Source organism: Flammeovirga pacifica (genome assembly GCF_000807855.2).
In the GTDB taxonomy this organism is placed as follows: domain Bacteria; phylum Bacteroidota; class Bacteroidia; order Cytophagales; family Flammeovirgaceae; genus Flammeovirga; species Flammeovirga pacifica.
Map to the genome: position 1 here is coordinate 334,464 of NZ_JRYR02000002.1, position 21,695 is coordinate 356,158.

Annotated in this window: 13 protein-coding genes; 7 read left to right on the top strand and 6 right to left on the bottom strand. The window is 32.3% G+C overall.

Features of this window, described 5'->3' with window-relative positions; all coding sequences use genetic code 11:
- The first annotated feature begins 95 nt into the window (after positions 1-95).
- Together NH26_RS20610 and NH26_RS20615 are read left to right on the top strand one after the other, a co-directional pair.
- Positions 96-584 (top strand): hypothetical protein, encoded by a 489-nt coding sequence (locus tag NH26_RS20610; protein WP_044218062.1) that lies wholly within the window; start codon positions 96-98, stop codon positions 582-584.
- A gap of 151 nt (positions 585-735) precedes the next feature.
- The gene (locus NH26_RS20615) at positions 736-1,611 is read left to right on the top strand and encodes an HAEPLYID family protein (protein ID WP_199880277.1); all 876 of its coding nucleotides are present in this window, start codon (positions 736-738) and stop codon (positions 1,609-1,611) included.
- Positions 1,612-1,720: 109 nt separating this feature from the next.
- Here NH26_RS20615 and NH26_RS20620 read toward each other — a convergent pair whose 3' ends face one another.
- The 5 genes from NH26_RS20620 to nrfH all read right to left on the bottom strand — a co-directional run bounded on the left by NH26_RS20620 (position 1,721) and on the right by nrfH (position 8,474).
- On the bottom strand, positions 1,721-2,203 hold the full coding sequence (locus tag NH26_RS20620) for a thioredoxin family protein (RefSeq protein WP_044218064.1): 483 nt from the start codon (positions 2,201-2,203) through the stop codon (positions 1,721-1,723).
- A gap of 164 nt (positions 2,204-2,367) precedes the next feature.
- Entirely contained in the window at positions 2,368-2,943 is a 576-nt protein-coding gene (locus NH26_RS20625; RefSeq protein WP_044218067.1) for a hypothetical protein, read from the bottom strand.
- 115 nt (positions 2,944-3,058) lie between these two features.
- Positions 3,059-6,217, bottom strand: coding sequence for a cytochrome c biogenesis protein (gene ccsA / locus NH26_RS20630; RefSeq protein WP_044218070.1), 3,159 nt, complete (start codon positions 6,215-6,217; stop codon positions 3,059-3,061).
- Positions 6,218-6,371: 154 nt separating this feature from the next.
- Positions 6,372-7,874 (bottom strand): ammonia-forming cytochrome c nitrite reductase, encoded by a 1,503-nt coding sequence (nrfA, locus tag NH26_RS20635; RefSeq protein WP_044218074.1) that lies wholly within the window; start codon positions 7,872-7,874, stop codon positions 6,372-6,374.
- A 3-nt stretch (positions 7,875-7,877) separates the two neighbouring features.
- Positions 7,878-8,474 (bottom strand): cytochrome c nitrite reductase small subunit, encoded by a 597-nt coding sequence (gene nrfH, locus NH26_RS20640; protein WP_242427362.1) that lies wholly within the window; start codon positions 8,472-8,474, stop codon positions 7,878-7,880.
- Positions 8,475-8,900: 426 nt separating this feature from the next.
- Between nrfH and NH26_RS20645 the strand changes: the two genes are divergently transcribed.
- Together NH26_RS20645 and NH26_RS20650 are read left to right on the top strand one after the other, a co-directional pair.
- Complete coding sequence (locus NH26_RS20645; protein ID WP_044218080.1) at positions 8,901-12,311, top strand: leucine-rich repeat domain-containing protein; 3,411 nt, start codon at positions 8,901-8,903, stop codon at positions 12,309-12,311.
- Positions 12,292-12,513 carry a hypothetical protein gene (locus NH26_RS20650; RefSeq protein ID WP_044218083.1) on the top strand — a complete coding sequence of 74 codons (222 nt, stop codon included), beginning with the start codon at positions 12,292-12,294 and terminating at the stop codon, positions 12,511-12,513. The genes NH26_RS20645 and NH26_RS20650 overlap by 20 nt, the downstream gene beginning before the upstream one ends.
- A 45-nt stretch (positions 12,514-12,558) precedes the next feature.
- On the opposite strand, the gene NH26_RS20655 is transcribed toward NH26_RS20650, so the two are convergent.
- Entirely contained in the window at positions 12,559-12,879 is a 321-nt protein-coding gene (locus NH26_RS20655; protein WP_044218087.1) for a hypothetical protein, read from the bottom strand.
- Between the two features lie 711 nt (positions 12,880-13,590).
- Between NH26_RS20655 and NH26_RS20660 the strand changes: the two genes are divergently transcribed.
- From NH26_RS20660 to NH26_RS20670, 3 genes are all read left to right on the top strand, one after another.
- On the top strand, positions 13,591-14,604 hold the full coding sequence (locus tag NH26_RS20660) for an efflux RND transporter periplasmic adaptor subunit (protein ID WP_071397251.1): 1,014 nt from the start codon (positions 13,591-13,593) through the stop codon (positions 14,602-14,604).
- A gap of 19 nt (positions 14,605-14,623) precedes the next feature.
- Positions 14,624-19,030: an efflux RND transporter permease subunit gene (locus NH26_RS20665; RefSeq protein WP_052431763.1), complete on the top strand. Its 4,407-nt coding sequence runs from the start codon at positions 14,624-14,626 to the stop codon at positions 19,028-19,030.
- 655 nt (positions 19,031-19,685) lie between these two features.
- Positions 19,686-21,548, top strand: a complete 1,863-nt coding sequence (locus tag NH26_RS20670; protein WP_158021989.1) for an amidohydrolase — start codon at positions 19,686-19,688, stop codon at positions 21,546-21,548.
- Positions 21,549-21,695: the final 147 nt, after the last annotated feature.

Below are 21,695 nucleotides of genomic sequence, written 5' to 3' on the forward strand. Positions count from 1 at the left end.
TGTAAATTTGATTAACGATTACACCCACACTTATTTTTAAAATGACCCATCGCCTAATAATTTTATTATCAATAGTACTTCTTTCATCATGTTCAATGATCAATTGGGAAGTGGCTCCTGATGAATTAAAAGTAACCTATCAAGATGAAACCTTAAGAAATTTGTTTCAAATACATATTGATAGATTTATTGAAGAAGCCCAAAAAAGAGACATTACTTTTAGATCAGGTAAAGTAAATATCAAATGGGGGGATTTAGAAGATCATGTGAATGCTACCACTTTTTCTAATGGTATAATTAGAATCAATTTAAAATCAATTAAAATAAAGCATGAGCATTTAGCATTACAATTAATATCTCATGAATTGTATCATTTATTATGTCAACCTCCAAGCAATTATGATCATAGAAATAGAGATTTTATTGCTGGAACTTCATATGTAACATCTTTAATGGTAGCCTCATCAAAAAAAGAAGAGTTTCCTGCTTTAAATGAGTTACAACTATGGGATTATTATTATGATGAAATGTTTTTATTTCAATCAAATCATGATCATTCGGAAATGGCATACGCTGATGATTAACATGTGCACTATTGAAAATAAAAAACCTCTAAAAGCGTTAATAAATCTTTATTTTAAATTTTCTTAAGGCTGATTTTTTTTGAATCTCACATTGGTTTTATCTTTGCATGTTCATAAAAATTAAAATCAATTTCTTTTAAAATCTGACTAAATGAAAACGACTATTCCGTTTTTCTTAACTTTTTTATTTATCCAATTTTCTTGGGCACAAGAGCAAGTGACACCAAATGTCCTTTCTAAAGAGCAACAAGACAGTATTTATATCAATCAATACGAAGATAAAAAATTACCTCCTAAAGTATTACACGCTGAACCACTGTATATTGACCTAATTCGAGATTTAGGTGCAAGAGCTGGTGAAAAAGAATGGAATGTGGGTATGGAGATAAAAGATAATCTAAAATACGACAAATATGAAGCTTTGGTCGAATATGAATGGGCTCCTATTCATAGACTAGGCTTTGAAGTGGAACTACCTTTCACGTTTTATTCTCCACAAGATGGGGTAGATAGAGATTCTATTCCAGCCGATAAATTGGAGAGTTTAAAATTAGCTACACAATGGTCATTCTTTGTTTCAGAGAAGTTGAATATGACAATGGCTTTAGGTTACATAAATGAGATTACATTTTCTGATTTTAAGAATTTCGGAAATCCTTTAATCGAAGGGAATGTATTCAATCCGTTCTATGTAATTGCAAAAAGATGGGGAAGAAATTGGCACTCATTATTATACACAGGTCCAAGTTTTGAACATGTATACAAATCGAAAGAATGGAATTTTTCTTACGAGATCAACCCTTCTTTCCATTATATGATTCCGGGTACTTCTAATTTTGTTGGTGTAGAATTTAACCAAACCATAGAGAATGGTGATTTTGATATGACCGTTCGACCTCAAATGAGAGTTGGTTTAGCTGATAATTTATTAGTGGGTATTGTTGCAGGTATTCCTGTTGGAAGAGAAAATGAACGTTTAAGTGCATTTTGTAGATTGATTTGGGAACCTGGGCATAAGCATAGGTAACCGAAAAGGTACAATAAAAAAGAGTTGGTTTTATCTAAATATAAAACTAACTCTTTTTTAATACCATTAACCTGCAATAGAAATCAATACGATATTAATTTAATTCAGATTAAAATGTCAATTGAGATTCTACAGACTTAATCCAAGCTTCTGGACCACCTTTTTGATAACCCATTTGTATACCTTTTCCATTATTTACGATTAAAATCGTAGGATACCCTTGAATATTATATTCCTGAGAAAGGTAATAATTTTGAGCTCTAAGTTGATCCGATTGTTTTACTCCTTTAGGGAAGTCTAGTTCCAATAAAATCACTTTATTTTCTTTCACCCATTTCTTGAATTCTGGAGTGTCAAAAATTTCTCTATCGATCTTTTTACACCATCCACACCAATCGCTTCCAGTAAAATCTAAGATAATAGGTCTTTTTTCATCATTTGCTATTTTAAATGCCTTATTGGCATCATTCATCCAACCTTCTTTTGTCACTGGATCAGTGATAGGAGGCATTTTTTTTTGTTCTTGTTCTTGTGCGTGTAGGTTTATCGCAACACTAAATAAGATGAATATTGAGACAATTAATTTTTTCATGATTATAAGTAATAAAGCCACGTGACTTTTAGTTCAAAATATGCCTAGTAAATATATGATGATTTTATCATATATACAATATCTTAAATTTATATAACAAATAAACCTGATGTATAAACATCAGGTCTAAGTAAATATCAAACTTAAAAATTAAAACTAATTTCTTATAATGAAGATTCAATTTCAGACTTTGCAGAGTTTAATGTTTCTTCTGAAAACTCACTCTTAGCTTCAAATCTTGGTGAAATAATCACCTCTGCATGCCATCCGTGTCCCACATTATCACGATGAATACCATAAGTAAACATGGTGATTTGATTCATATCTTCTATAGTTTTATCAAGGCTCTTTTCTATTAACCATTGATAATCACTTGCTTTATGTATTTTCCAATCACTTGAAGTACTTAAGCTTTTTTCAATCATTTTTAAGTTACATTCAATTAATTCGATATCGTCTGATTCATAAACAATTTTAATTTGTGCCAATTGATTGTTGACAAAAACAGGTTCTAATAATGCATCTTGATCTAAGAATTTAACAGCATATTTACCTTCTGTCGTTTCTTCCGCTTTTAAGTCATATTTTAAATAATTATGAACATCGTTATCATTCATATTTAAAAATAGTCCTTTGTAAATTTCTACTTTTTCAGCTTTTGGATTTTCTCCATCAACATTTCCTGCAAAAGAAGTAAGAGAAATTATAAGTGCAACGAAGAATAGCGTAATGTTTTTCATAATGATAAGTTTTGATGTTTTGTACTTTCATCTACTTATATCTCTACTAAAAAAATGTCACCAAAAAAGCCGTTTCTTTTTCAAGAAACGGCTAATTATTTTTAAAAAAATTCTTTTATATCTTCTTATTGCCTCTGTAGTAGGCTGTTACAGCTAGTACAAAAACAATGGCAACAACATAATAAACAAAAGCAGGAACTGGAACTGGGTCTCCAGTAGCATAAGAGTGTAAACCTGTTAAATAGTAATTTACACCGAATGAAGTCATTACAATACTTGAGAATGCCACCAAACTTGCTAAGTTAAAGGTATAATTGCCTTTTAAAGCAGGAACCAATCTTAAGTGTAGTACCACCGAATAAATAATGACAGAGATCAGTGCCCATGTTTCTTTAGGATCCCAACCCCAATATCGTCCCCATGATTCGTTGGCCCAAACTCCACCAAGGAATGTACCTACTGCAAGCATATATAAACCAATGGTCATAGATAACTCACTTACATAAGTTAATTCTAATATTGGATTCTTGAACTTTTCATTTCTGATGGAGATAAAGATCAAATTGATAAATCCAAGTAAAGCTGATAGTGCCAATGGTGCATAAGAACTTACAATGATGGCTACATGTATTTTTAACCAGTAAGACTTAAGTACAGGAACTAGGTTTGTGATTTCAGGGTTTAACCAATCTAAGAAACTTACAAACAATAATGTTCCTCCAAATAAGGATACTAAAGGTAGAATGAAATCTGATTTCTTATAAAATATAAATCCAAATAAGAATAGAGCCCATGCAACAAGTATTAGCATCTCATAACCGTTAGTCCAAGGTGGATATTGAGCAATATACCATCTAAGCATTAGGTTACATGTAAAGAAACCAAAAGCAACCATTTCTAAAATAACACCAACAGAATATGCTTTATTACTAGCAGGATTTACACTAAATACTTTCCATAATGCTATGGCTAATAAATAGATGCCTAATAGCCAATAAGTAGGGAAGAGGTTATTGAAGATATTCATCTTATTATAGAGTAATTCCATTTTGATAGAATTATCTGTAGGATAAATTTCTTCTCCCATCTTTTGTTGGAATAAGCGAATATACTCTAGGTTTTGGTTGGCTTGTGTCCAATCTCCACTTTCTCTTGCATTTAGAATCTCCATAAAATACATCTTAGTGATGTTTCTTACGAATGTTGAATCTTCAGTAGCAAAAGGAGATCCCATGAAATTAGCATTAAACCAATTATGGTCAGGATCATTAGGAACAGGGAATATTTTTAAATAGTTACCTGAAAGTCCTTGATATAAGATATTGAATCTCTCATCAATCTTAATCAACTCCTTATCGAATTCACCTCTTTCAGAAGGCTTTTTCTTTTGAGCTTCATCAACAGCAGATCTTAAAAGGTAATCGCCTTCATTATTAATTAAATCATTGAAAGAAACCATAGATTTCTGTTCCATATCAAGAAGATCAAAAACACCTTTTCCAGCATCTTTATCCACCTTAATAATAGGCATAACTTGCCAATAGCCTGGATCCATTTGAAGTGACAAGAATAGCTGATCGCTATTTAGTTCTTCCAATTTACCGTCTTGGTACTCCAATGTATATTTAGTCTTTCTTGTCAGTTTTCTAAGGAATTCTGAAGAAAGTGTATTGATTGGTTTTAATCTACCGTCCATATCTTGAACGATTAGGCTACCAAACAGTTTAGAGTGGTTTATATCTACAGTTTGAGATCTATCTTGGAATTGAGGAGCTGTTTTTACCTCTTCCATTGTTTTAGTTTGTGGCGCAGCTTTATCTGCTTGAGCAAATGCTTTATTTTGAGTGCCAAATACGGTCGCTCCAATGATTAATAAAGCAATGCTTTGTGCTTTTAACTTTGATAGTTTACCACTAACCAATCTAAATCGTGATTTCTTTTCAAATAAACTAACAATCATGGCTACTGTCATAAGCAAGTAACCTATATAAGTAAGGATAGTACCCGGTCTGTCTTGATTTACTGATAAAATAGTACCTTTCTCATCTTGATCAAATGATGCTTGGAAGAAACGGTATCCATTATGGTCTAACACATTATTCATGAAAATTGTATAAGGATAGCTTACTTCGCCATCTTGAACAATCACTTCTGAAGAATATGCCGAAGGATTTTCAGAACCAGGGTATCTTTCCATTTCGAAGTGATTTAAGAAAAGGCTAAAAGGTAATTCAGTAATTTGAGGTCCAAAAGAAACATCAATTTTATACCCACCAATTTCAACTTCTTTAAACGGAGTGACTACGCCACTTAAACTAGCCAAAGTAACTTCTTTTGTTTCATCATTTACAGTGATGTCAACAAATAAAAGATCTGCAGCTTGCTCTTTCATTTTTTTAGTTGTTGCAGGCGAGTAGCCTAACTTTAACCCTTCGTGAATATCTTTAATTACAAAGCGAAGTTCACCCATTGTATAAAGGGCTTGTTGTTGTAGCTTCACTTCGATACCATCATCAACAGATCCAGAACTTTGATCCGCCATGATAAAGTAACCAATATGTTGAGGTGATTCTATAGTATAATCTAATCCTTTTTCACGGATGTTAATTGCGCCTTTTGTAGGGTTATTAAAAGTGATTTCTTGTCCGTTGACAAACATACTTTTTCCTTTTGCAAGGAAAACTGTTTTACGTCCTGAGTCTGTAGCGGTAACTACTTCAATTACGGCATCGTCTGCTTCACCATCAATTACTGTTTGTACAGCATCTGGAACAAACATTTTTGGTGTTACTGTTACTTTGTCACCATTGATATTTTCTTCCCAATTAAAATTAGGTTGATGAATTTGGGTGAAAGTACTTTTACGATTAAACTCTTTATTAACATTAGCACCATGAATATGTGCTTGGAAATAACGATCTAAAGAGACAAGTTGATTACTACTTTGTCCTTCTCGAATATGCATGTTTCCTTCGTAACCAAAGTTTCTAGTAACGAAAGCTCCCAATAATATGATAATAAAGGAGATATGGAAAGTTAATACAGCGGCCTTTTCTTTTCGAAGGAGCTTGTATTTTTTTATATTACCGATAAAGTTTAATCCAAGTATGGCTTGAAGAATCTCGAACCATAAGGCGTTATAAACCATTTCTCTAGCTGCTGGAGTACCATAATCATTTTCTACAAAAGTAGCTACTGCCATTGCCATGGCATATGAAAATAGTGCAACTAAAGTTAGTTCGTTTGAAAATAGAAATTTGAAGATTTTCTTCATTATTTATAAAATTATTCTGAAAGTCAATTTACGATGTTACAAAGTTAATCGGATTTTTCTTTAACACATAAAAAAGCTGTTGTACAAATTCCTAATTAATTGAAATATAGGGAAATAGTACAACAGCTTTATTATATATTAAGATCTTAAGACCTTATTTACTTGAGACAGTTTGAACGCCCATAGCATCTTCACGCTTTTTAGCAGCTTCTAACCATTGTGGAATGATGTTCTTTTGGAAAGTTTCTTTTTCTTTCTCCAATTTGTCCATATCCAAACCAATGTACTTTTGAGCTTTTGCTTTAGTAGAGATGTCTGGGTAAGGAACTTCACCATCAAAACCTAATTTAGGAAGAAGTTTCGCTAACTTGATTCTAGCCTCTTGTGCTTTGTCAATACCAGTAGTGATAATTCTACCAGTTTCAACAGGAGCGTGGAAAGAACCACCATGAGAAGCTACTGAATAATCCCATCTCCATTGTGCATGACGAATGTCCATTAGGATTGGTTTCATTTGTTTTTCAGAAGCACCAAGATCCCAAGCTTTTTTCGCTTCAACGTGAGCTCTTACTAATAATTTCTCTAAACGGTGTGCACCTTGCTTGTTTTTATCTTGGTTAGAGTAAACGTTCGCCATCAATTCGTTTTGATCTTGACGGTGGCATACTTGACAAGAGTTAGCAGGGTTAGCTAAAGGAGACTGAATATGGTGGTCTGTGAATTTTTGACCGCCTTCAGTTTTGTAAGGCATGTGACAATCTGCACATGAAACACCTCTTTTAGCGTGAATACCTTGTTGGTAAATCTCATAACCAGGGTGTTGAGCTTTCAACATTGGTGTTTTAGACAATTGGTGTGTCCAATCTGAGAAATTGATGTCGTCATAGTATTCTTCAGCTGCTTCAACAGTTAAACCATTTTTCCAAGGGAAAGTTAGGTAAGGAACACCTTCTACAGGCTCTTTTTTGTTGAAGTAGTATTCTACGTGACATTGTGCACAAACTAATGATCTCATTTCTTGGTGAGAAGCATCGTTGATGTCTTTACCCATAGATTCGAAAGCCTCGATTAAAGCAGGACGAGAAATTTTTAATTCCATAGTCTTGTTATCGTGACAATCAGCACATCCGATAGGGTTGTGGATTTCAGCACCTTTGTCTGCCCATTTTCCTTTGTAAAACTCAGCAATACCAATTTCGTTCATTAAACGAGGTACATCTGGAGATTTACAAGTCCAACAAGTAGCAGGCATAGGACCTGTACCAGGACCAGTAGGACCACCTGTTCTTAAAGTGTTTTGAATATCTTCAATAGCATATCCGTGACCACGAGGTTGGTTGTAATCTTTAGAGAAACCATAACCAGCCCAAAGAACAACTAATTCAGGAGTACCTGCTAAGGCATCTTTTAATTGGTTGCCGTTATGCTTAGAAGAGAAATCCATCTCTTTAGTTTCTAAGAATGATTCGTATTGACGTGGGAAATTTTTACCCCATACATCGTTACGTGGATCATTATCTGCAATTTTAACCTGTGGTTGGTAAGCGAATTGCGATTCAGTCTTACGATCTGTAATGTTGCTTCCTAACATCGCCAGAAGCACAACTACTGTAACAGTAGCGAAAAATAAAAGCCAATTTTTAACTTTAGAGCTCATAATTTAATTCTTCTTATTTTTTAAGGCTTCTTTTAGCCAAGTAGGTACTACGTCTTTTTTCTCTCCTTGTACCGGGAGATTTTGGATTTGATATCCAACAGATGAAAGAGACTTAACTCTTCCATGAGGAACTTCTCTGTGACATTCCCAACATGCTCTGTCGGTTCTGTCGTGGGAGTGAGAGGGTACCCAAGATGTCATTTTTGCATCTTTCACCTGATCATTATGACAACGCACACAGTTTGCTTGTACAGTTTCACGACCTGGTTGATGCATTTTGATTACTTGAGGTTCCATTCTCATAGTATACATGTATGAATGATAAAGACCATCTTTGGCTTTAAAAGCATACTTTGATACAACATTGTCTTGTGGAACATGACAATCATTACATGTAGCAACTTCTCTATGCGAACTGTGTTTCCAACTCTCAAATTGAGGAGTCATAACGTGACAGTTAACACATGTCTCGGGGTCATCAGAAAGATAAGATGTGACCCTAGCGGTTTTTGCTATATATAACGTTAATCCCACAATCGCTCCGAGTAATGCAATCACAACGGGTTGCCATTTCTTAGGAGGAATGAGTTTTTTTAACATCATAGGCTTTAATCACTAATCGAGTTATTTTTCAGTTTGATTCAAAATTTACGCTATAAAGGTAACAAATCGTATTACTAAAAAATAGTGCTTTAGATCACCTTTTTTAGTTTAGAAAAATTCTAAACAAGCTATATAAAGTCATTAAAAAGATAATTTGATCTTTTTATATTTTTATTTAAAAATAAAATAGGTCGATATTTTTGTGTAAATACATATAAATGAGTTACTTAGGGTAAACCTAATGCCTAATTGTTCTTAATTTTATTACTCACGATGATTTACGTTTCTCTATTTGATACAAAAAGCAAATTAATACACCTATTAAGCTTTATTATCCTTTTAATAGTACCAAAAATAACCTTTTCGCAATCAATAAGCAGTTTTACTCATAATGAGAGTGTGCATACAAATAATACAAATTTGATGTGGGATCTAACAGGGGTAAACATATACCCAACAGCATCTAATTTTACTGTTTTGCATAATAATACTGAGCTATCTACAGCCACTGTAAATGTGGTTGAAAATACTGATGGTACTGATTATGATATAATGATCAATATCACTTCAACATTATTGGATGGAGATCAAATTTCATTAAAATTTAATGATGGAACAGGTGAACATATCTCTCCAAAGTCATATATCTATGATACACAAGCTCCTAATTTTAATGTTGTTCAAATTAGTACCGATAATGCTGCAAATGCAACTTGGATTGAACCTGGGAATACAGTCGCATTAAAAGTAAAAATGTCAGAACCAATTGAAATAGCTTCAGCAACTTTGGAAGGTGTTCCAATGGAGATTTCCGATCAATCTAGTAATAACTTTACTTTTTTATTTACTTTTCATGAATTACCGACAGAAGCACATAATAATGCTTTAGGGTTTGCCTTGACATTGGTAGATTCAGCTGGGAATACAGCTCTGAAAGGGGTAACTACTGATAATTCCAATGTGTATTTTCAAGTAACAACAGAAACCACCATAGAAAATCGATTGAACGAACCTACAATTGATAACTATTGTTCTCATCAATTGGATTTAACGATTACAGGTAATGTAATGGATACAGCAGCTTTGGCTATGTCTACAGGAGAAAATGTCCTAATACATTGGGAAAAACAATATAACGATGGTGAATGGGAGGTAATTCCAAATTCCAATACAATGAATTATGTTTTAAGTGCTGTTACTGAAGATGGAAATTACGCCTTTAAAAGAGTAGCTGTTGCTGGAAGTACATCCTATTCTTCAAATGAAATAGATATTGATATTACTGATGTAGATGCTATAACCGTGACCACTTTTCCTAATAACACGAGGTTTAATGTGAATTCAACTACCCCTGTCACGTTGTCTACAGATATTGTCGACGAGGGAGTGACACTTACTTGTTCAGGAAATGGAATATCAAGCAATAGTTTTACACCTTCTGTAGCAGGAGAAGGAACTCATATCATAACGTATACATTAAATGGGGGGAATTGTACCAAAGTAGTTACTAAAAACTTTTATGTATATACACCTGAAACGATAGTCAATTTACCGACTTCAATTTGTTCACAGAATCCTAATTTTGTGATCACTAAATCAACATCAACAGCAGCCTTTAATGATTTAATACTCAAAAAAATCGTGGGGGATGGTATAACAGATGCAGACCCTTTACTCTTACAACCTGCATTGTTATTTGATATAACAAATGAGGCTGGATCAAGTAGAAACTTAACATGGGAGGCGTTTTTTGTTGATAGTGATGGTACTTTAGTAGACTCCGTTGATATTCCTGTTCAAGTGCATAAAAATTCTAAATTGAAAATTACAGTTGACGGAGATTATTTTAATCAAGATACTTTATTTAAATATACGGACGACCCACAAATAACTCTATCTGGGTTACTCAATGATGAATCTTTTAGTGCGATTAGAATCACAAAAGAAAATGAAACACCGCAAATAGGAAGTTTGAATTTCCAACCCATTATTGAAGGTGTAGGTATTTACAACATCAATTTCTACGCTGATGATCTGAATTCATGTGCATCCTCTGATAATTTAGTTGTAAAAGTGTTGGAACGTCAGAATAATACGTCAATTGTGATTAATGCGGGTGACTCAATAGCATTGAAAAATATTCTTGATCAAGCACAAGTTAGTTATTCTTCTACTGATCCTATAGCACAATGGCCTAGGTATATTGTTAATAATGATGGATATATAATTCAATTGAACTTGTCTAATATTTCTACATTAAATCATTTATCTGATGAAGTAGGTAAACTAAAAAAATTACAAGTTCTGAAAGCATCAAATTCTAACCTCTTAACGGTTTCAGATTCTATTTGGGGATTAAGAGAATTATGGCTTCTTGATCTATCTTTTAATCTACTAGAAAATCAGGATGTTATGCATATTTCTTCCCTTTCAAATATAAGAACACTGTATTTACATCATAATCGATTAACTCAACTCCCTGATTTATCTAGTTTAGATAGCCTTAGAAACATTTTTGCAAGCCACAATGAAATCAATCAAATTGATGGTAAAATTCAAGGAAGTAATGAATTGAGAATATTAGATTTGTCTAATAATAGAATCGATACATTAGGGAATGTTTTAAGTGGTAAATCATTAATTGATAAGCTTAATTTCAGCCATAATAATCTAAAAGAATGGCAATATACATTACCTTCTACAGTAAGTGAATTAGATATTTCACATAATAATATCAATGTAATTAATACTATTAATGCAGCTGTGAATTTAAATGTGAGCTATAATAATTTAGGTTTCGACCAACTGACTAAATTAATTACCTCTACTACAAAAGCATTACCTCAATTTGTAGCTAAAAGGAAAGTGTATATCGATAAACAATTAGGGGGTGATTATCAACATAACTACCAACCGATTTCGGGTGAATCTGTAGAGTGGGTAAAAGACTCCATCACTTTAGGATCTCAATTGAATTTATTGGATATTACTTTATCGGATGGAGGAAAATATTCATGTTATGCCACTCACTCAGATTGGGTTGGTATTCGTCTGCATATTTATGATGTGCATGTCGGAATTAATTGTACACAACAAGATTCCATTCAAATCAATGCAGATAGGCACACATGGTTTTGTAATAATGAACCCATAAGTATCCAATTATCTAGTAATCCAATTGATGAGAACCTTTCTTACCAATGGTTTTTGAATGATACATTAATTTCTGATGCCACAAATGCAATACTTACAACCTTTAAGGAGGGCAGCTATACCGTCAATGCAATTTCTGCAGAAGGTTGTATCAGTTATTCTAATGCTTTAACTATAGAAAGAAATAGGAGTGATTATCACCCGACAATAGCATATGAGAATAAGGTATTGAGTGTTGGAAATACTGAAGACAATAAACAATATTCATGGTTTTTTGGCGACGATTTAATAGCAGATCAGATAACATCTATCACACCGAATAGATTAGGTCAATATACCGTTCGAGCAACGGATTCACTTGGTTGTTATACTATTTCTGATACAATGAATGTTCAAGATGAGGAATGGATAACTGACATTGCTTCTTTTACAATGGCAGATGATTTAAAAGTTTTCCCTAATCCATCAAACGGAGAAACTATACAAGTAAAAAGTACCTATTTGATGTCAACTATAAAAATGTACACAATGACAGGAGAATTGATTTTGATTAAATCAGGAATCAATTCAAAATTCACAAAACTAAATCAAAAACAACATGGAATATATTTGATGAAAATTTATGGTAAAAATCTAGAATACAATCATCGCAAAGTGATTATTGGAAAATCAGATAGATGATGTATTTTTGACTATGGATAAAGAGAAAAGACCACCATATTTAAAATGGATAGTAATAGGAGCGGTAGCTACTTTAATTCCTTTACAAATAATAGCCTTTTATACTGGATGGAAAAATATAGTACCAATTGGTAGTAGCTTAGGTTCTGTGATCTTTTTAATATACAAAGTTCAGAAACTAGAAGCACAAAAAAAGCAGTAAGTATACTTACTGCTTTCTTTTAATATATTGTATTTTAGTACCGTACTAAATGTTTCTATGAATTAAAGACACTTGACAGTAGTCTTTACCTTCTTCATTGGTAATCATAATACGTTTATATGTAACATCTTCTACAATTTGTAATTGGTATTTTTTTACACCATTTTCTTCATATTCAAAGAATTTTTGTTGTAAAACATCACCTTCAACATATTGTTTAGAAATTTCTTCCATATTTTCTTGAATAGAAATGTTTTGATCCATTTCTTCAACATAAACTAAATTTTTAATTTTATTATAAGTGGATGCGAATGTTGAAACACTTATTAAAGTTAAAACCGATAAAGCTAGAATTAATTTTTTCATTTTGGTAATCGTTTTTTTTTGTAATATTTAGGAGTCTTGGTAAATCCAAGTACAATAAATAAAACGCATTGCAATTTCAATAGTTGACTGATAATCTATAACATATCCTAATGAATGGAACGAAATCGGTTGCATAATTATGGATCTAAATTTTGTAATATGTTTTTATGAAAAAAATACAAAATCACCCTTTTTAGGGATTGACTAAGTGATTTACTTTTGTTTAAATTTGTACTATATAAAAAAGAATTATACCCTTATTTGTTTATAGAAAACAAACTAACGGACTTTCTAGATTATAAAATAAAGAATAAAGTAGATGATGTAGCACGTAAATATTATTTATGTGTTACTTTTTTTTATAAATAATTTACTGTAATCCAGTTTTTTAAATCTTTTTTATGCTTATTTAAATGAATGATTATTCATTTATTAATAAAATAGTTGCATATTTGCATCCGAATAAAGACAGTTTTAAAAATTAAGTTGTTTCATACTCAAAAATTAACATACTAGTTGTAATAGTTTTAGTTTAAAATAGTATTAAGATGTTTAAAATAACCCTACACATTATGTGGGGTTATTTTTTTGTGACAAATTTTCGGCTTTATATGATAAACAAGGTGTAAATATTAAATAATGTTATTGTAATGCTTTTTTTAATGTTTCATTTAAGCTATTTTTAGTTAATTAATAACCGTTTATCATTTTATGAAAAAAGAACTATTCCTTTATTCCATCTCAATCTTATGCCTTATGTTTTCTTGCTCACCCAAGGAACAACCTAAGTTAGAGACTACTTCTTACACTGTTAAGGTTGATAAGATAAATACTCAGATAAGAAAAGCTTCCATAGACCTATTAGGAGAGGTCAAATCAGAAGGCAATCATCAGATTTCTTTTTTAGTAGATGGTAAACTGACTAAAGTTTATGTAAAAGTAGGTCAGAAGATAAAGAAAGGTCAAAAAATAGCACAATTAGACCCTCAAGATTATCAACAAGCATTAAAAGTATCCAAAGCAAAACTTGATGAAGCTAATGATCAACTTGAACGTTTAACTAAAATGTACAAGGCAGGTAGTTTAGCGGAAGCCGATTATCAAAAAATTGTCTCTTTGCAACAGCAGGCTGAAGCCGGTTATTCCATATATAAAAACAAAGTGAAATATACGACGTTATATTCATCCATCTCTGGAAAAATTGGAAAGATTTGGGCGAGACCTGGAGGAGGAATATCAAAAGGAGAACCTATTGTAAGTATTCTAGATAATACAGCACAATATGCTTCAGTGGGTGTTCCAGAAAATAAGATCAATTTGATTTCTTTAGAGGGCGAAGTACCTGTAACAATTGGAGGTAAGGAGTATAAAGGAGAAATTAATAAAGTCTACCCTAGTGCTTCAAAAATGACAAGATCATTTACGGTTGATATATTATTACCTGAAACAAGTGATGAATTAAGAGAAGGTATGATGTGTACTGCTCAACTTAATGAAACTATTGAAGAAGAAGTGATTCAGATACCTATTTCTTTAATCGTAAGAGATATTGATGGGTTGGAATATGTTTTTCTAGCAAGAAATAAAACAGCTTTTAAGAAAAGAGTGATCACAGGACGCATTATTGGTAACAATGTTGAAATAGCGAAAGGCCTATTCTCTGGTGATTTATTGGTAACTAACCCTCCTTTAAAATTAAAGGATGGAGATGCATTAAATTATTAATATCTAAACCGTTTATCATATGTCGATCGTTAAAAACGCACTAGATAATAAGCAAATCATCTTAACAATTACCTTTCTTATTGTTATTTATGGAATTTTTGCCTTGCAAACTATGCCAAGAAGGGAAGATCCTAAATTCAATATCAGAGATGGTTTAGTAGTGGCTGCTTACCCAGGGGCAAGTAGTACAGATGTTGAAGAACAAGTAACGGATAAAATTGAAGCACTTCTTTTCAGTTTTGAAGAAGTGAACAAAGAAAAAACGCAAAGTACTTCGAGAGAAGGCGTTTTATATATAGTAGTTGAACTGCAAGATTATGTGACAAATGCCGATGTATTTTGGTCTAAGTTACAACATGCACTAACACAACTAAGGTTAGCAAAATTACCTTCAGGAGTTTTAGGACCCTTTGTTCAATCAGATTTCGGAGATACTGTTGCATTATTAATGTCTTTTCAATCAGATAAGAGAGATGCGAGAGAAATTCAAAATTATATTGATCAGCTTGCGGATAGATTAAGAGAAATCCAATCCCTTTCTAAACTTAAAAAACTTGGAGAGAAAGAAGAATGCTATTATGTAAATGTGGATTTTAGAAAGCTTACCAAATACAAAATTTACACCCCTCAAATTTTTGCAGCTTTACGGGCAGAAAATGCGGTAGTCCCTGGTGGAGAAGTAAAAAAGGGTGGTCAAAATATTGGTATCGTACATGGAAGTTTATTTTCTACCAAAGCGGATATTGAAAATCAAGTTATTGCTAAAGACCCTCAGGGAGGAGTGATTCGAGTAAAAGATATTGCTACGGTAGAAAGAGGAATGAGAGAAGAAGATCAAATCATTAGAGTGAATGGTACAGAATCTATTTTACTTTCATTAGAGATGCAAAATGGATATAATATTGTTGATTTTGGTGAAGAAGTGGAAGAATTAGTAGCTGATTTTCAATCTGATTTACCTAGTGATGTGAGAATTGATTTTGTGGTCAATCAACCTGAAAATGTAAAAGATAGTATTAATGATTTTATCAGAGAATTTTTCATTGCGATTGTCTCTGTAATTATTGTGATACTTTTATTACTTCCTTTTAGAGTGGCACTAATTGCTACCCTTGCAATTCCAGTTACCGTTGCCTTTACATTTGGTATATTAGATGGTATTGGGATACAGTTACAACAAGTGTCTTTAGCTTCTTTAATTGTGGTATTAGGGATGTTAGTAGATGATGCTATTGTTATTGCTGATAATTATGTAGAAAAATTAGAAGAAGGTTTAAAACCCTATGAAGCGGCATGGAGATCTGCAGATGAACTTAAAATTCCAGTTTTCACAGCTGGTTTGACCATCGCAGGTTCTTTCTTTCCTTTAATATATTTATCAGGAGCTGTAGGAGAATTTATTCAATCATTACCTATAACAGTAGCTATTGCAATTAATGCCAGTTACTTGGTAGCCATGATGTTAACACCTTACTTGTGTTATACTTTTATTAAAAAGAAATTTGAGAAGAAAGCCAATGAGAAAAAATCTATGTTGGATTATCTTCAAGCCTTTTTTGATCATTGTATTGATTTATCATTTAAGTATCCAAAACTATTAATGGCCTTCTCTATTGTCTCTGTAATTATTGGCGGATTACTTTATTTACCATTAAAACAGAAACAATTCCCTTATGCAGAAAGAAATCAATTTGTGATAGAAATTAGAGCTAAAGAAGGAACGGCTTTATCTGTAACAGATAGTATCACTAAAGAAATTGAAAAAGAAATACAAGGTAATGATAAACTGAAAAGCTATGCTGCTTTTGTGGGTACATCTTCTCCTAGGTTCTATTATAATTATGCACCTAAATTCCCTCAGAGTAATTTATCTCAAATACTCATTAACACAGTTTCTATTGATGCTACAGAAGAATGGGTACAGGAATTAGAGAATTCAATGCCTCAGAAGTTCCCCGAAGTATTAGTTCAAGTCAAAAAAATGCAACAAGGTTCGCCGTATGAGGCGCCTGTTGAAATTAGAGTAAAAGGGAGAGACTTTTCGACTTTATTAGCTATTGCACATGACCTTGATAGTATCATGAGAACTTCTGCTTTATCTTATAATGTAACAACGGATGTTTATGAAAACCAATTGAGCTTAAAGGTCAATACAGATAAAAATGCCGCCAATCAAATCGGTATATCAGAATCTACAATCCTGAGAGAATTAGCCTTGGCTTATAATGGGTTAACCGTTGGTAATTTATGGGAAGGTAACACAGCTTTGCCAATTATCTTACAAGATGAAGCCATTAAGAATAACGATATTGAAGCGATTAAAAACTATTATATCAGTAGTCCCATTACAGGAGCAAGCGTTCCTTTAATGCAAATAGCTGAAGTTGTACCTACTTGGTTGCCTTCAAATATTAAACATAGAAATGGTGTAAAAACTATTACAGTAGAATCTCAAACAAAAAGTGATGTACTGCCTTCTGAAATGTTGAAATCAATTCAAGAGCAAGTAGCTCAATATCCTTTACCAAAAGGATATAAAATAGAAGTAGGAGGAGAAGATGAGTCTCAACGAGAAACATTTGCAGAAATGAATCAGGTAATGGCTTATTGTTTATTAATCATATTTATAGTTATACTTTTCCAGTTTAAAACATTAAACCAAGTTGGGATTGTATTAGCAGCAATACCATTAAGTGTTTTTGGTGCATTCTTCGGTTTATTAGTTTCTGGATATCCTTTTGGGTTTACAGCTTTTGTAGGATTAGCCAGTTTAATTGGGGTTTCGGTTCGAAATTCAATTATCTTGGTTGATTTTGCCAATGAGCTAGTAGTAAAAGAAGGATTAGGAATTAAAGAAGCTGCAATTAGTGCAGGTAAACGTAGAATTCGACCGATATTTTTAACGACAATGGCAGCGGCTATTGGTGTAACTCCTATGATTATTTCAGGTTCACCAATGTGGGCACCATTAGCCACCGTATTAGCTATTGGGTTAATATTCTCAATGTTTATGACTTTATTGACCATTCCTGTTTTGTATTGGAAATATGGAGAAACAGAATTTCTTAAAACCCATATTAATAAAGGTGGAGCATTATTATTGTTGTTATGTTGTTTACCAATGCTTGATGTTAACGCTCAGAATTCTATTTCTTTAGATGAGTGTGTGACTATTGCAAAAGAAAACAATCAACAATTACAATTAATTACTATAGAAGCAAAGAAGAAACAATTAGAAGTAGATCAAGTCACTTCTAATTATCTTCCTAAAGTGATGTTAGATGGGGGAGTATTTTGGTATTATCATTCTGAAAGAACGACAGAGGTAGATATAAGTATTAATGATTTACCATTAATTGGAGGAATACCACCTATTAATTTAGGTACTCAATTTACTTTACCACAGAGTAATCGTTTCATAGGAGTGGCTAATTTAGGGATCTATCAACCAATAACACAGTTATTAAAAATCAAATCTGGAAGTGATGTGAAACAGATGGATTATAATATTGTGATGAATAAATATGGAGAGATAGAAAGCAAAATTAGGGAAGGAGTATCCAAACTTTATGTAGGAATTGCCATTGAAGATGCTAAGTTTTTAGCCTATCAAGATCAAGTGACTTTGATTGAGAAAAAGCTAAAGCAAGTAAATGATGGAGTGGATGCTGGAGAAGTACTAGATGTTTACGCATTAGGGCTTAATGCAGATTTATTGGATCATCAATCAAAACAGCAACAAGCCAAGATTGATGGCGATAAATACAGGATGCAATTAAATACGATATTGAATTTTCCACAGGATTCTACATGGGATGTAATGGAAGTCACTTATGATTCTTTGGAAGTGGTAGACTTGATTTCAAGAGTTACTTTGGATAGTACTTTAATTATAGATAACTATAAAGTGAAAGAGTCTTCTTTAATGCTTGATAAAGCACAAGCCGGCTTAAATTATAATAAGAAATCACATATTCCTGATATTACTTTAACTGCTCAGGGTTTTTACTTTGAAAATGTCCCTCTTGTTCCTCAGGCAAATGTGATGGTAGGAGCTACGTTAACTTGGCCTTTAGTAATGTGGGGTTATAAACAAAGAAATGTTGAAATTTCTAAGCTTCAATTACAACAGGCCCGAGTAAAAATGGATGAAACCAAACGTGAGGCAACACAAGAAATCACGACTAAATTACAAGAATTAAAAAACGCTTTAGTAGTACTTCAAACTGCTCAAAAAGCAATGGAGTTTAGACAACGTGAAATCAAAATTAAAAGTGATGCTTTTGAAAATGGTTTGATTAGTATTAAAGATTATGCCGATACTCAAGAGAAAGTATTGGATACAAAAACATTAATTTTAAAAGCGAAATCTAATGTAATTGTTAAAGAAAACGAGTTAAGAAATTTAATGGGTATTTATGAATAATATCCAAGTTCTTGATGTTTGAAATAAGAAAATCCATTATTAGAGAAGTATCTCTTTAATAATGGATTTTTTTGATGAGTAACCTTCTTATGTTACCTACTTTTATTTTGTAGTTAACAAGAAGTGAAATTTTGATTTTACTTGACTTCTAATCAAGCTTTACTTTTAAGCTCAAGACTTTGTATACTCTTTTCTGAGTGTCCCGATCTTCTCAAAGATGCCTTGGCCTTACTTAATATACTTTTGGTTGTATCAGTAACTTTACAAATAATAGAAATGGTTCCAACATAATCTTTGAGGTGGTATTTAACTTTAGCAATCATCTTTTTGTGGGTTATGTGGTAAATATTGAAATAAAATAAAGTGACTACTCTATTTTATTTGGATAACGTTTTAAGAAATTCTAATCTTTGTCTTAATGGAAGCTTAGATACATTTTCTGTATCTATACCATAAAAGTACTAGAAATCAATTTTTTTTCCTATGAGTATAATTGCTACTGAGCTCGTATTATGTCATTGTTTTTTTGAATAAAATGTTTATTTTAAATCACTGATTATCAATGCATCATAATTTGTCTTTATTTTTATTTTTTTGTGATAGGGTTTTCAATTTCATCTCTCCCTTTATAGAGTAAATGATTAAACTTTATATTATGAAAAAGAAAATTCACAAAAATAGCCTCCAATCTTTTATTATTTTATGTTTCGCAATTCTATTCACTTCATGTCATCAAAATGATGTGCCTAAAGCAGACAAAGTATTCTTAAATGGTAAAATATATACTGTAAACGAAACACAACCTTGGGCAGAAGCAGTAGCGATTAAGAAAAATAAAATTGTTTTTGTTGGTTCAGCAGATGAAGCCAAAAAATGGATCGGCAATACTACTGAGAAGGTCGATTTAAATGGTAAAATGATGTTACCAGGTTTTGTAAGTGGACATGATCATTTGATTTCTTCTAATTGGATGAAAGCGGGAGTATCTCTTTTCTCTGCAAAATCAAAAGAAGATTACTTAAAACTAATTAAAGATTATGCTGACACTCATCCTGATGAACCTATTGTATTTGGTTACGGATGGAATAAAGATACCTATGGTGGCTGGCCAACAGCAGCAGAATTAGATCAGGTTGTATCAGATCGTCCTGCTATGATATTTGATTTCACCATTCATGATATGTGGTTTAACACAAAAGGTTTAGCTGCAGGCGGTGTTACAAAAGACACAGAAGATACAGTGCCTGGAATGTCTTATTGGAGAAGAAAGAAAGATGGATCACCTGAAGGAGTGGGTGTAGAAATCATTTGGTTAGATGCTTTTATTAAAGCAGGAGCATGGGATCCTGACAAAATGATGAAAGAGAGCCAAGAGATACTTTATAACAAAGCAGCTTCTTGTGGTCTTACATCAGTGATTAATCAAGGACTAATTACTCCTAACTTAATGAATTTAAAAAGATATAAAGAGGACATGAAATACTCTTTTGAATTACTAGATTCTTTAGATAAGGCAGGGGAATTAAAATTAAGAACATTCCAAAATTATGTTTATAAAAATGCTGATTTTGATGTAGATGAATTTGTCAATGATGCACTCTTATTAAAATCAAAATATGATTCTGATAGATTAAGATTATCTGGTATCAAAATACACCCAGAAGGCAACTGGAATTCTAATACATCATTGATGTTAGAAAACTACAAGAATATTGATTCTAAAGGTATGTCTGGAGTAGGGAAGGAAAAATTGCTTGAAATGCATTTAAAAGCCAATAAAAATGGTCTTGATGTTCATGTTCATGTAGACGGAACTGCAACGACAAGATATACTATTGATGCCATCGAAGCTTCAAGAAAAAAAGGATATCAGGCACGAAATGTATTACAACACTATTTTTGGACTCACCCTGAAGATCATAAAAGAGTGTTGGATATGAAAATCCCTGTAAATACGACACCATTATTTGGTTCAGATTGGGGAGGACAAGCAAAAGACGCTTATGCTTATTTGGGTGAATATAGAGTAAACAATTACTTTATGAAGTATACAGAACTTCCAGTTGAAAATGGACATAATGTGAGTATCAGTGCAGATGTACCGTCTTCACCAGTGAATTTATTAGATCCATTATTTAGTCTAGAAGGTGCTGTAACTTTAAAAGATCCTCAAAATGAGGAATCTATCAAGTTTCCTCCAACACAAACTCCAATGCAAATTGTACAAGCAATTAAAGCAATCACAATATTTCCAGCTTGGCAAGCTAGAATGGAAGATAAAATAGGAACAATCGAAGTAGGTAAATATGCTGACTTTGTAATCCTTGACAAAAATGTTTTTGAAGTGGGTTTAAGAGATATAGCTGACATCAAAATTAATGCAACGATAATGGGTGGGAAATATACTTTTAAAAAAGAAAATCATAAAAGTATATCACATGTAAAACTAACTGAACCAAATGTCTTTTTACCGATTGAGTTAGGTTGTTGTGAACATGGTCAACATCACCAACATTAAAAAAAAGAAACCTACCTCGGTTAGAGGTAGGTTTTGTAACATCACCAATTGTGAACGATAGTTTGGGTAAAGAAGGAAAAAAAATATTTATATATATCGATATGTAATCGTTTATATTATTCATATTGAGATTGCAAAATTATAATA

Excerpts from the sequence above, each read along its gene's own strand:
- ccsA (WP_044218070.1), bottom strand. The coding sequence starts at position 6,217 with ATGAAGAAAATCTTCAAATTTCTATTTTCAAACGAACTAACTTTAGTT.
- NH26_RS20670 (WP_158021989.1), top strand. The coding sequence starts at position 19,686 with ATGAAAAAGAAAATTCACAAAAATAGCCTCCAATCTTTTATTATTTTA.
- nrfH (WP_242427362.1), bottom strand. The coding sequence starts at position 8,474 with ATGTTAAAAAAACTCATTCCTCCTAAGAAATGGCAACCCGTTGTGATT.
- nrfA (WP_044218074.1), bottom strand. The coding sequence starts at position 7,874 with ATGAGCTCTAAAGTTAAAAATTGGCTTTTATTTTTCGCTACTGTTACA.
- NH26_RS20645 (WP_044218080.1), top strand. The coding sequence starts at position 8,901 with ATGTGGGATCTAACAGGGGTAAACATATACCCAACAGCATCTAATTTT.
- NH26_RS20620 (WP_044218064.1), bottom strand. The coding sequence starts at position 2,203 with ATGAAAAAATTAATTGTCTCAATATTCATCTTATTTAGTGTTGCGATA.
- NH26_RS20625 (WP_044218067.1), bottom strand. The coding sequence starts at position 2,943 with ATGAAAAACATTACGCTATTCTTCGTTGCACTTATAATTTCTCTTACT.
- NH26_RS20655 (WP_044218087.1), bottom strand. The coding sequence starts at position 12,879 with ATGAAAAAATTAATTCTAGCTTTATCGGTTTTAACTTTAATAAGTGTT.
- NH26_RS20615 (WP_199880277.1), top strand. The coding sequence starts at position 736 with ATGAAAACGACTATTCCGTTTTTCTTAACTTTTTTATTTATCCAATTT.
- NH26_RS20665 (WP_052431763.1), top strand. The coding sequence starts at position 14,624 with ATGTCGATCGTTAAAAACGCACTAGATAATAAGCAAATCATCTTAACA.
- NH26_RS20660 (WP_071397251.1), top strand. The coding sequence starts at position 13,591 with ATGAAAAAAGAACTATTCCTTTATTCCATCTCAATCTTATGCCTTATG.
- NH26_RS20610 (WP_044218062.1), top strand. The coding sequence starts at position 96 with ATGATCAATTGGGAAGTGGCTCCTGATGAATTAAAAGTAACCTATCAA.